This is a genomic window from Rhizobium sp. KDH_Rht_773_N (genome assembly GCF_052946295.1).
The window spans coordinates 17,246-30,086 of sequence record NZ_JBRFNB010000002.1; the positions used below are offsets into that span (position 1 = coordinate 17,246).

The following is a 12,841-nucleotide window of genomic DNA, read 5'->3' on the forward strand; positions in this document are numbered from 1 at the left end:
TCGGCAAATATTTACTCGACGAGCCCCTCTACGCCAGCAGCATCTTGCCGAATCTCTATGGCAGACCAGCGCTTCTCACGTGAGAATAGCAACCCCTTGAAAAAGCCGCAGGCCCAAGCGGTGTGCATAATGCAGGCAGCAACGCCCGCGAGGAAGCCACAGGCAGATCTTTTCTTGGCAACGATCATGATTGATACAGCCGTCAAAGCAGCCGCATACATCACCGGCCAAGCCACAAACAACCACCATCCGGTGATTGTTGCCAACGCAAAGGAGGCAACTGACAGCAAAAAATGCGCCGGCACGACCGCCTGCCGCACTCGCACTGTATGTGGATGACGCCGGACGGTGCGAGACCTTCCCTTGCCATAATTATAGTACTGCCTCCACAGCTTCGAGAAGCTGCCGCGCGGATGATATCCAATGCGAATGCTGGCATCGAGATAGATCCGCCCTCCCATAGCATTTAGGCGGCAGTCGAACTCGGCATCCTCGTTGTGGCTAAATGTCTCTTCGTAGCCTCCGACAGACAGGAACTTGTCGAGTCGAAATGCGGCATGATGGCCATGATCGATAAAACCGCTTTTCGCTCCACCCCTATGTCCCGAACCGCCCGATCCGGCGGGCGTATCTGAAACCCATGCGACAGCCTTTTCGATGCAGTTTCGTCCAACGGAGTCCATTGGCACGACCACGGAATCCGCCCCTGTATCGGTGAGCGTAGTTATCAGCCGACTTACGAAGCTTTCCGGATAAATGGAGTGCGCATCGCAGCGGATAAGAAAATCAGCCTTGCCGCGCCACGCTTGAGCAACAAGATTGACAGCTGCGCTTTGCAGACGCTTGCGGTTGTCCAGCACACTAACAAACGAATGCTCTGTCGCGATGCGCCGCGCAATTTCCACCGTTCGATCGGAACTACCTCCATCGGCAACAACAATTTCAAGATTCGGAACTGTCTTTTGCTCCTCCATGAGCGTCGATAACACGCTTCCAATCATTCGCTCTTCGTTCAACGTGGGAATTACCACCACCACATTGGCATTTCGGAGAAATGCGCTGGAATCGAACGATTTGCCGCTGTCTTTGGCTTCTATCGCTATGGTGCTATCCAAGGTCGTTGTCCCAAGATTAGTTAAACCGTCCATTTGTTTCTTTCGACCAACGGTCCAGTGCCCGAGCAAGGCCCTGTGGATACTCCCGCCCCTGACTTACGAGCCATTCCGGGTATACATCCGTTGAACGTATAAGCTTCAACACGCGCTCAGGATGAACCCCAAGCTCAAAGACATCCATAACGCGGAGCAGTTTTGCTGCGCCGAGAACTACCCATTTTGGCAGATTTACAGTCTTAACATTTTTGAAATGGCCAATCGCGAAAGTATTCACAATATCCATCAGGGTATATCTCTCAGGATAAGCGCCGTTAAAAACTATGAATCCCGTGTTTCGAGATCTTGCAAACTCAATCGCATCCAGAAGATCGTGGACCGATATGCAGGATTTGATCGTATCCTTTCTTCCAGGATAGATGAAGAATCCCTTCTTCATCAACTTTGCGAGGCGGGTAAAATTCCCGCCTTCACCGGCACCGAAGACAACGGCGGGCCTCACGATCGTCAGCTTGCGACCATCCTCTCCCCCGTGCCAGTTCTTGTGGACTTTCTCTGCCAGCATCTTCGAATATCCATAGGCAGATACCGGCGTCAGCAGCGAATTCTCCGTCTTGCGGTCTTCGCCCGGTCCATACACCGATATCGAACTGGTGAAGACAATTTCGGGAACGTTGTGTTGCGCTGCAAGCCTGGTGATTTCGAGCGCACCCGCAATATTGGTTTCATAGTACTCATGGGTTGGGTGCCCGGGCGTGGTGTGCACGGCCGCGAAATTGTAGATCAAACTGGTATTGTCCGGAAATTCAAAGCCGCTAAGATCACGAACATCGGCCTGCACATATTCGACGCCATCAACTTGTCGGGCCGGCCGCTTGATATCAACACTGATCAGGCGGCTATTTTCGCCATTCGCCTGGAGGCGCCTCAAGAGATGGGTTCCGATGAACCCTGCTCCGCCAAATACAATAGTCACACCGCTTTTCATTGGGGTCAATTTGAGCCTCGTTTAACTGCGAACTCTCGGGGGATTATCACTTCAAGCTCGATGGATCATTTCACTTTCGTGATGTCTTTTGTCGAAACCGCAGCCTTATCGATGTGGCAATGCTGGCACCTAACGCGCCAGCGCAGAGCCGTCGGATCTTGGCTGCACTATGCACAACATCCAATACCACTAATGCTGCAATGCGGCATAGTTTATTTTCTTGAACGCTCGCTCCATCCGGCAACCCTATGATTGGACTTCACATTATCTCAGATGATCTCCAAAGTGCCGTTTGAATGCGGATTTGCCAGAGCATTTACCAAGGCAGCGGAGGCTGCCTGCGAGAAGGCGAAGAGTGTCTGGTCACGATCCCGAACAGCCTGCCCAAGCGCCTGAATACCGGACGGTGTCAATGCGCTGAACAACTTCAATAGGGCCTCGGGCGTCGCTTCATTCAAAACGAGGCCAATTTCGTTGTTTTTGAGGAAATTCGCTGTCTCGGTTCCATCCATCGCCAATGGAACGCATCCATGATAGCATCCTTCGTAGAGCCTATTGGGCAGCAGCCATGCCGAATTCAGGCCTTCTTCAAAGAAGTCGATCGCCCAAATGACATCAACTTCCTTATAGATGCGCTCCAGATCCTTTTGACCATCATACGGACCTTCAAATCGAAGATATGGCTCCTTGGCGACAGTGGCATCAAAATCATCGAATTCGTGGTACGCAGGCCTTCCTCTAAGAATGACTTGAACGCGCCCCTCCATCTGCCGAGAAAACTGTGACAGAAGTGACAGCGACTTACGGCAGCGTAAGATGCCAAACCAGCCAATTGTAAGTGGCCGCGCCCCTATCTCAGGCAGGTGCGTCCGCCTCAGGTCTGCTCCGAACACCTTGTTCTGAACCAGCAACGACGGGGTTTTGATATGCTGCCGACGCTCGAAATAGTTCTTCAGGAATGCCGGCGAGCTCGTCAAAAGGAGCGCGGTATTCTTCGCCAGGCTCCGCTCGATGTAGCGCATGAGCAGACCGACGATGTCTTGGCGAAGCAACAGCCTATGAATGTCGAGGCTCTCATAGACAATATGGACAGGTTGTTTGACCTTGCGGGCTGCCCGGCGCGCCAACGCCAGCATTTCCAAATTTCGCGCAAGGACGACATCAAAAGTCATATCCGTAATGTGCTTTTCCAGCTTGGCCGTTAGAACTGAGAGCGCCCGATGCAAGAATTGAGCGTCTTTGGTCACACCCAGCACTACCGGTGAAAATGCCTGAACGGACTTGGACAATTCCAGCCGCCGGGTAAATCCGGCAAGCACCACAGTCGCACCTCCAGCCTGCAGCATGCGGCACCGTTTGATCACAGCGGCATCAGAAAGGTCATGAACCAAATAGAGTATCTTCAAACGAGAAACCTAACCTTACTATTGTATCAGAACGTCGAATGCCTGGAGGATCTTTCCTGCGCCAGTCCCCGACGATTTCAGGCATCCACTCGGCATCTCGCCGCGGTTGATTGCGTCAGGTGCTGCTCGCGACAAGGTGACCGCCATTCATCGCGAGGATAGTTCGTAGACGTTGTCCCAGTAGGATGTCGCGTTTCTTGAATCGAAGAATTCGAGTGCAGTTGAATAAGCCTGATGGCGCATGTTCGCGTAGCGAGCGGAATCCCGAATATCTTGCAATTTGTCGATGGCGCCTTGGGCAAGCCGCTCGACATTTTCCGCAAATAGCTTCTCGAAATCCGTATCGCCTCGGCTGTTGAAGTCCGGGCGCCAATCCGGCGCGCCAGCTGTCACCGCCGGCGCCAGCGTGAAACCGTTGATGCCATCCTTGACAAATTCGGGAAGAGCCCCCTGGCTCGTGCATATCACCGGAGTGCCTTTTGCCATTGACTCGATTGCACTATAGCCAAAGGTGTCAGCAAAAGTCGTCAAGATTGAGAAATGACTGCGCTCCAACAGGTTCACAACCTCTTTGTTGGGCAAAGTCTTATGATGCCGGACATTCGGCAACGACAACAATTGCAGATAGGGCCTATAGAATTCTTCGCGTGAAGGATCTGTCCATATGCTGCCGCCGCATTGCAAGGCGGATACGATGTTGAAGATAAATGGCAGCTTACGCTCCAAAGCGAGCTCTGCCATCCGAACCACAGTGCAACCGCCCTTTCGTGAGAAATGATTTCCGACAAAAGTCAGGTGAATCTCCCCTTGGTATATCGGCATATCTCGATCACAAGGCGGGATGTCCATGTTGGGGTATCGCACGTCAAGCTTTGCCTTCAGCGCCTGCTGATCCTTCTCGGGTAAGCCTGCGGATTCCAGCGCCTCTAGAAAATTCGCCCGCGCATATTCGGAAATTCCAACTATCTTGACGCAACGCTTCGAGAGAAGCTGTCGATAAAGGAATCTTTGGTAGCCAGCACCAAGGTTTCCGAAGAGCCTCGGCAAATGCGACTCAAAGCCGATCACGAATTTTTTCGCATTGAGCGGGATGCGATTGAAGGCGTGGATCAAGTCGGATTGAATGCTGTCCACCGGGTTGAACATAGTAAAACCATCCATCCCTCCCCGCAATTTATTGAACGGTATGAAGCGCTTTCGCTTCACGCGATGTCGGGAATGACGAGGACCACTGAAGTCCCATGGATACCCTACGGGCGCCAGGATGTTTAACTGCGATTTACTAGCCACGAATCGGTCCCTCAGCGCTTTGCAGTTGCGTTTCCCGAATGCTGAATTTGTTTTAGGAATTCTCCGAACTCCGGATAGGGCCGCCCGAGAATGCGAATCATCAAGCCTCGAGCGAATGTACGGAGCTTCGTCGAAAACGGCAGAGCATCGGATTTCCAAAACCCGAGCAGCAGTGCCTTTATCAGGGCTTGTTCGCGCTCGGCGGCGGTGCTCGCAAAACTATTCGACGTCATGTAAGCACTTCGCTCATTTCGTCCCGCCGCCTCCCAGGCGAGCCGCTGCAAGCTTTGTATGCACCTCTTCAGGTCCAGTTCGCGCCGCAGATATGAGCTGCTGAGCTCTGCATTTCGGGTCGTCTGCTCCGCATTCTCCGCCCACACAGCAAGAGGCTGCATCGCTACATAGACAGGCTCATTGATCGAGTACGTGCGCAAGTACTCCTGCGCCGTCGCCGTGCATTTGACACCAATCTCAAGGCGAGTGGTGGCGTGACGCGACCAGAACACCCCTCCATTCGACACCCCGATGCCCGTTATCAGTGAAAGCCGAAATCTTTCTGGTGAATATAGGCCTTCGCGAAAGAGGTGGTCCAACACACCATGCTCGCTGAGAGACGCATGATCCGTGCCACTAGCCAGTTCTATCAGCTGATTGCGAAGGAGGATATTCACGCCCTGAGTGCGGCATAAATCGATGTTATGGCGAACAAAATCAGGAAAAACATAGTTGTCGTCCTCAAGCACGAAGAAAAACTCCGCCCCGAGTGGGTTACGGGCTGTAAAGCAACTGTCGATGTTCTTCGATGCGAAGTTTTGCGGGACATTGTGATTATACCGGATCCGCGGGTCGTTGAAGGCGTTGCAGACCCCTCGCCCGGACGCACCGGGATCGTCATCGTAAACGTCGCAAATCCAGTTGCTCCAGGTCTGATCAATGAGCGACTGAAGGCAACGACGAAGCATTGCCGGCCTTCTGTAGGTCGGAGTACGGACGTGCACGAGTTCTTGAGTTTTTTCTGTCATATCCTGCCTAGCTGTCTCAAACTTTCAAACAATCTGCGCGCAAACTCTACGCAGGATGGTTTTAGACAAATTTGAAGCGATTTTGACTATGCGCGAGAACTGCATGTTCCCTCCGGCATCAAGGCTGCAATATTTCAGTATTTTGCAATCTATGGCGCTTTCCGGGAACAGGAATAAATCCTGAGTCAAATTGCCCGGCCGGCCCGCTGTAAAGCAACGCAACGATGTTCTTGTTGCCGAATGCAGCCAGCCGTTTCCACCGCTCCTTCTGCTGCTCCTGAGATTCCGCCCATGCTTCGGCCGGCTTCTTCAATCTTGGGGCCTTTTCCACAATCAACTGTGAGGAGTGCTGCTCGGCGAAGCTCTTTGCCTCCGCCATTTGAAACGGCTCCGTCTGCTCGTCCGCAAACAGTATCGTGACAGCAGTTTGCGCTTCTGACGACTGCTCTTCGCGTGGATCAGACGACCTTGAAATTCGATCGCGGACAACTCCAAGGAGTGCATCAATCAACCGAGGTTGCTTGATGCACAGTATCCCCGCCGCCAAAAGCCTCTTTGCCTTCAACGCGGCAACAAGCTGTTCGAACGCCAGAGCTCGCGATAGCGAAACCATCTGACCGTCGAAAGCTTTGGCAACGTCATCATCGAACGGCCCATACTTCGAACGAAGCTTCTTCTGGCTCGCGATCATGGCCCGCACGGCTGCTTCAGAGAGGCGATAGGAAATGGAATTCGGATGACGCCTGTACAGATAGAAAGGTTCCGGTACGACAACATAAGTGGCGCCCTCAAGCAGCAACCGTAGCACTAGTTCGTAGTCTTCCCCGATTTTCAAGGCCTCGTCGTATCGGACACCCTTCAGTATCGCCGATCTAAACATCGGCTTCAAATAGCCAAAGGGCGGAATATCCTGATCGCGACCACCAAGAAAATTTTGCGCCGTGATAAGGAACGGTTTTGCAAATTTCTGGCCGTTTAGCAGGTAGGACACAGCCGTACTGTCGGAATCTTCAAAATGAAGCAGATCGTCAGCAACTATCGCAGCATCGTAGTACTCTGCCGCGGCAAGGAGGCGCTCAAATCGATTCGGATGCAACAGATCATCAGAGTCGACAACGGCGATCCATTGCCCCCTGGCAACAGCGAGGGCATTGTTACGAGCCCTAGCCGGCCCCTGATTTGTATCCGAAGTTAAAACCCGAATCCGGCCATCCTTTGCCATCAAGCCCCGCGCGATTTCCACGCTGCGGTCCGGCGATGCGTCGTCAGAAATAATGAGCTCTAAATCCGACACGCTCTGCTGCAAGACTGACATCACTGCCTGCTCGAGATAGGCTTCGCCACGATAATTGGCCATGACGACAGATATCAATGGGCGCGGTGACCGCATATCACCATCAGGTTCGCGCGAATTGGTCATATCAGCATCCATTTCGAAGAGGCTGCATCAACAAAAAGGCAGCGCCAAGATCTAGACCCCGCTTCCAATGGATCTCCTATCGTGGCTGGAAAGTCACTGGTTCCGCAAATTGGCCCGCGCATGCGTCAGGCGTATGAAAATGGAACCGTCAATGAGCACATTAGGCCGTTTACAAATCACGTTCTTCCTGAATTGAGCGCATTAGGTATATCCTAAATGGCAGCAATGTCGCTGGTCGACGGCACGTATCGGAGGATATGTAGGCCGACTCTTCCGTGGGTGTCAACTTTGAGCCTCTGCACATTCGCCAGTCGTCGGCCTGCAGCCACTAGACCACTTATAAGGGCAAGGCACTTAACGGAAATGCATCAATTATGAGCAGCTGAACGTCGTCTCCTTTTCACTTTCATCATTTATTTGACGCGCTTGGCATGTTAACTGGGATCCGAACATTGGTGCGGCATCCGTTTATGCTGATGCATGAGGCAGGTATTGTGGACGCTTTTTCCAATGACGGGATTCGCCTAGAGGAATGCGGCCAGACAATCTCCCGTAAAGCGAAAGAGTTATTCTGACGTTCATGAATCGAAAATCTCGACACAGGCTTGCACAGAACGCATTGCTTGCGGACGGGCATGAGGAGCGGACTAGACAATGAAACTGACGTATTTTCAGGGCAAGGTTCCGAATTTCGGGGATGAACTGAATCCATACATATGGAACAGGATTCTGCCGTCTCAGTTTCTGGATGAGAACGAGAAAGAGATCTTTCTTGGTATCGGCTCCATCATCTGGAACAACTTGCCCAAAACCTCGATCAAACATGTCATGGGGTCCGGCTTCGGGGGTTACACAAATGCACCCGATATGCACGACGGCTCATGGAATGTGGTATTCGTAAGAGGCCCACGCACCGCTGCGCTGCTGGGCCTAGATCCGTCCAAGGCGATTTGTGACGGCGCGATATTGCTCCGCACAATGGAATTTCCTCGGTCCGCCAAAACCGACCGGGTTGCCTTCATTCCTCATTTCCACAGCATTCCGCGCGGCTTCTGGCAAGAGGCCTGCAAGCATGCAGGTATTGACTTCATCGACCCCCGGGACCCTGTGGACGTCGTGCTGTCACAGATGACCGCAGCAAAGATGGTGATTACCGAAGCAATGCACGGCGCGATCGTCGCCGATGCGATACGCGTGCCATGGGTTGCAGTGCAGCCAATCCATAGCGAGAATCGCATGAAATGGTTCGATTGGGCAGACTCGCTGGATCTCCCTCTAAGGCAGCACAATCTGTGGCCGTCCAGCGTTTTTGAAACCTATTTGAAAATCTCGGGCAGCAAGAAAAATCACGGCCCGCGCGCCTATCAACTAAACAAGAGCATCTTGGCAGCACCACTCAACATGGTTCTAGTTCATACCGCGGCTGCGCGATTGCAGACGCTGGCAAAACAAGAACCGCAATTGAGCGTCGATGACAAAATCGCGTCTCTTACCGACAATGCTTTGAACAGGGTTCAGGACTTCGTGAGGGAAAGAACGTCAATCCAGATCCAAGCAGAATAGCACGACTTAGCGCGCATGCATTAAGGGGCGCGGCTCGTGACGTTGCGCTCCCAAAGGCAGTTTACGGATATCGGGCTCCAATCGGCGACGACAGCACCAGTGACGAGTTGGCTCTCTCTGAAGCTGCATTCCGCTGTCTGTGTATTTGCCGCCCCCTTCGCAATCCCTGCTCAATCTTGACATACGCGATGTACGGCAGCATCGACTGGATCGCGAACTCGCCAAAAACGGTCACTTCGCTAAAACTTCTCGAAAGTGTGAAGGCCACAACGGAAAACCAGAATATGTTCTCCGGCGAAGGAGCCTGAAGCGAAAGCCTGAACCCCCGAAAAAGGGCGAGATAAAGTATGCAGACCTGAATAAAAACACCGACGTATCCAAGATCAACCGCATTGGAGATGTAGGTGTTGTGAAAGTTGAAACCAGCACCAGAGGGAACTAGGAACTCTGCCCACAGGGCTTCAGCATCTGGATTGCCAACCACCCAGAACGCTCGGTATCCAACCCCCAGGAGCGGATTTTGAGCAATCAGATGATAGGCGAAATCCCACAGGTCGGTGCGACCGGTCAAAGTTGCATCCTTACCAAAATATTCAAGGATGCCTCCTGTGATCGCCGCGGAATCTGACGAAAGAATAAGCCCTACGAATAGAGATGCGACCGCAAGGCTGCACACGACTGCGATGCGGAACTTCTTGGACATGAATTTAATCGACCGAAAGAAAAAAACGGCGCCGACGACAGGTGCCAATGCCAAAATAGCACCGGCAGACTGCGCCTTGATCATAAAGATCGGCGAAAGAGGCATATAAATGAGTGTTATTATTCGGCCGATACGCATCTCGGGAATTTTCTGCACGGCCAATGAGACGAGCAGAAAAACTGCGGCCAGTGCTGCAAAACCATTCTTGCTTCCGTAGAAGCCCGCCCATGCCTTACCACTGTTGGAGGTAAGCTCGATTAGCACGCATAGAAGAAACGCCGCCACGTGAGAATAGAATATACACCAGATGAGGACCCGCGATTTTAACAGGTTCGCGAGAATAAGGGCGATGAGAAGCGTCAGGGCCAGCTGAAGGGAATATCTAAACGTTATGTCCGGATATTGCGACCACAACGTCGAAAATATGCAGTAAGCCGGCAAAATTAGCAGATATCTGTATGTTATGACCGCGTATAAGGTGACGCGAAAATTGAGCGCCGCACAGGCTAGGCCAGAGAGCATGAAGACAGCGGCTGCGGCGGTTGCAAACCGTGGAACAAATATCACTGCCACGAACGCAATAAACGCGCACAAAAACAATAACTTATCGATTGAAATGCCCCGCCTTTCGGCACCTGGGCCAATTTTACTGGTCGCGGCCAAGAAAACATCCTAAATTAAACCGTCCCGATACGATGCAACCGCTCACGTGGACTCATATCATTCGACACAGTGCCTAGCATGAAAATAAGGCTCGAAGAAGTCCATTTGCTTGACATCGGACCTTCATCTAATTGCCGTAGGAGGTGTAACGTTGCTGGGCTACGGGAAACCAGACAGACTGTGAATGCCGATTTTTCCATCCAAGGTTAAAAGGAAAAATCATAGGTTGCGACATTTTTCGGGCACAGTGTCATATCAAAATTGTCGTTATTGAATTAGAAACCGCGCTCGTGTAGCAGTTGTCCGATCTACGGGCTCTTTCAAGCTATCGAGTCTCCCGCAAAACGAAATGCTGTTGTGATGGAGGTCCAGACTTGCTCTCGCCAGACAAGGTATCGGCAAAGTTAGATAGCGATTGGGCAGACGATGGCCCCGGTGAAGTAATCGACATTGATCGCATTTTGGCTGCCGTACGGCGTCAATGGAGAATAGTTGCAATTAGCGTCGGAATCGCGGTCGTGTTCGGCGTGGTCTATTTGTTAACAGCAGTGCCGAATTACACTGCCTCGGCAAGCGTCCTTATTGACCGTAGCAACAATGAGATCGTCAGCCAATTGGCCAATATGGGCGTTTCGGTTGATGATGAATCGGCCGTCCTAAGCGAGGTCGAACTTTTCAAGTCAGATACGATCAGCCTTGCTGTCGTAGACAAGCTCAAGCTCACTGAAAATCCTGTTTTTATGGCTCCGACACAATCGTTGTTCGGAACACTGCGCATCATTCTCAGCCCGAACTATTGGTTTGCCGATAAGGATGCCGTGACAGATCAGGATCTGCTGCGTCAGGCCGCCGCAGCTGCCGTTGTCCGCGGCATGTCAATCGATAGAATTGGGCGCTCCTATGCGCTTTCGGTGAGCTACACCTCACAATCGCCGGAACTTGCGGCAAGCATAGCGAATGCGATTGCGGACGCCTATTTGGTTGACAAGCTGAACTCCAAATACGATGCGACGCGCAGAGCAAGCGACTGGTTGCAGGAACGCATCGACGAGCTGAGGCAGAAATCTCTCGACTCCGACCTTGCAGTGCAAAAGTTCCGCAGCGAGCACGGCCTGGTTCAGGTTGGCGTGAATGGCGGCGCAGCGCTTCTGAGCGACCAGCAGCTTTCTGAACTGAACAGCGCACTCATCACTGCTCAATCCGACACGGCCAAGGCTCAGGCGAAGTACGACCGCGTCAAAGCGATTATCGATTCGGGCCGAACGGACGCGATTGTAACCGACGTACTCGACAGTTCGATTTCCAACGATCTTCGCAAGAAATATCTCGAAGCCTCCAAATTTGAAGCTGAGATCTCGGCTCGCCTCGGCCCGAACCACGTACAGGCCGTACGACTTCGTGGCGAGATGGATGAATATAAGCGACTGATGTTCGAAGAACTCAACCGGATCGCTGAGAGTTATCAGAGCGAACTCGTCGTTGCCCAGACGCGCGAGAAGTCGTTGCAGGACAGTGTCGATAAGGCAATGGGCGTATCCAATGCCGCAGGCGAGACCCAGGTCCAACTGCGAGAGCTGGAGCGCACGGCAGATACTTACAAGAACCTCTACCAGACATTTTTGCAGCGTTTCCAGGAAGCTACACAGCAGCAATCGTTCCCGATAACGGAATCGCGAGTTATTACTCGCCCCCAGGTTCCGAAGTCGCCCAGTGCACCGAAGAAGCCGTTGATCCTGGCCTTGGCCATCATGCTCGGGACGGCCTGTGGCGGTGGTATCGGCGCATATCGGGAATTCCGGGACCGCTTCTTCCGTACGGGCGAGCAAGTTCGCGAGGCCCTGTCGCTCGAATATGTCGGCCACATCCCCATGGTCGATGCGAAGGAACTGGGTGAGGGTGATGAGCAGCCTGTCTCTCCACGAGGGCTGCAGACAGCAAACAAGATTACCCGCTACGTGATCGACCATCCGCTTTCGGCCTTTGCCGAAACCATGCGCAGCGCCAAGATCGGGATCGACATGGAAAGCCCGGGCAAGCGTAGTAAGGTCATCGGTGTAATTTCGAGCTTGCCGGGCGAAGGGAAATCGACTGTTGCGATTAATTTCGCGCAACTCCTCGCGATGCAGGACGCAAGAACCCTTCTGATCGACGCCGATCTCAGAAATCCGGGCACGACCCGGGCAATCGGTCGTCATGCTGAAGAGGGTGTTCTGGAGGCACTTCTCGAAGGAAAACCGATCCAGAACCTGTTGCTGCTTGACAGCAAGACACGCCTCGCAGTCTTACCCGCTGTCGTCAAGCGACGCGTCCCGCATTCGTCCGATCTTCTTTCATCTCAGATCATGGCGAATCTGCTCGATGAAATGAAGGCGCATTTCGACTATATCGTTCTAGACCTGCCACCGCTCGGGCCAGTCGTAGATGCTCGTGCGATCAGCCCGCTTCTGGATGCGTCTCTGGCGGTTGTCGAATGGGGCAGCACGTCCCGTCGCGTAGTGCGCACGACATTCGCCGCTCATCCTGAACTTATGGAGAAATGTGTCGGCGTCGTATTGAACAAGGTCGATACAGAAAAACTGAAACTCTATCGTTCGTATGGTTCGGGCGAGTATTATTACAATCGCTACTCGGCCTATTACCACGAAACTTGAAAAGTCTTCCTGCCGAGGTTGGA

9 protein-coding genes are annotated in these 12,841 nt (G+C 52.7%); 2 read left to right on the top strand and 7 right to left on the bottom strand.

Features of this window, described 5'->3' with window-relative positions; translation table 11 throughout:
• Window positions 1–11: 11 nt before the first annotated feature.
• From ACU8HS_RS22020 to ACU8HS_RS22045, 6 genes are all read right to left on the bottom strand, one after another.
• Window positions 12–1,115, bottom strand: coding sequence for a glycosyltransferase family 2 protein (locus ACU8HS_RS22020; RefSeq protein WP_447016195.1), 1,104 nt, complete (start codon window positions 1,113–1,115; stop codon window positions 12–14).
• Between the two features lie 16 nt (window positions 1,116–1,131).
• Window positions 1,132–2,100, bottom strand: a complete 969-nt coding sequence (locus ACU8HS_RS22025; RefSeq protein ID WP_447016482.1) for an NAD-dependent epimerase/dehydratase family protein — start codon at window positions 2,098–2,100, stop codon at window positions 1,132–1,134.
• A 269-nt stretch (window positions 2,101–2,369) separates the two neighbouring features.
• Window positions 2,370–3,506, bottom strand: a complete 1,137-nt coding sequence (locus ACU8HS_RS22030) for a glycosyltransferase family 4 protein (RefSeq protein ID WP_162758042.1) — start codon at window positions 3,504–3,506, stop codon at window positions 2,370–2,372.
• Window positions 3,507–3,653: 147 nt separating this feature from the next.
• Window positions 3,654–4,667, bottom strand: a complete 1,014-nt coding sequence (locus ACU8HS_RS22035; protein WP_113413844.1) for a glycosyltransferase family 4 protein — start codon at window positions 4,665–4,667, stop codon at window positions 3,654–3,656.
• Window positions 4,668–4,807: 140 nt separating this feature from the next.
• Window positions 4,808–5,818 carry a glycosyltransferase family A protein gene (locus tag ACU8HS_RS22040; protein WP_113413843.1) on the bottom strand — a complete coding sequence of 337 codons (1,011 nt, stop codon included), beginning with the start codon at window positions 5,816–5,818 and terminating at the stop codon, window positions 4,808–4,810.
• A gap of 118 nt (window positions 5,819–5,936) precedes the next feature.
• Window positions 5,937–7,238, bottom strand: a complete 1,302-nt coding sequence (locus tag ACU8HS_RS22045; protein WP_447016196.1) for a glycosyltransferase family 2 protein — start codon at window positions 7,236–7,238, stop codon at window positions 5,937–5,939.
• A 654-nt stretch (window positions 7,239–7,892) separates the two neighbouring features.
• On the opposite strand from ACU8HS_RS22045, the gene ACU8HS_RS22050 reads away from it, so the two are divergent.
• A complete protein-coding gene (locus ACU8HS_RS22050; RefSeq protein WP_112572981.1) occupies window positions 7,893–8,801 on the top strand; it encodes a polysaccharide pyruvyl transferase family protein in 909 nt (302 codons plus the stop codon).
• A gap of 61 nt (window positions 8,802–8,862) precedes the next feature.
• Here ACU8HS_RS22050 and ACU8HS_RS22055 read toward each other — a convergent pair whose 3' ends face one another.
• Complete coding sequence (locus ACU8HS_RS22055) at window positions 8,863–10,167, bottom strand: O-antigen ligase family protein (protein ID WP_113413841.1); 1,305 nt, start codon at window positions 10,165–10,167, stop codon at window positions 8,863–8,865.
• 374 nt (window positions 10,168–10,541) lie between these two features.
• On the opposite strand from ACU8HS_RS22055, the gene ACU8HS_RS22060 reads away from it, so the two are divergent.
• On the top strand, window positions 10,542–12,818 hold the full coding sequence (locus tag ACU8HS_RS22060; RefSeq protein WP_447016197.1) for a polysaccharide biosynthesis tyrosine autokinase: 2,277 nt from the start codon (window positions 10,542–10,544) through the stop codon (window positions 12,816–12,818).
• Window positions 12,819–12,841: the final 23 nt, after the last annotated feature.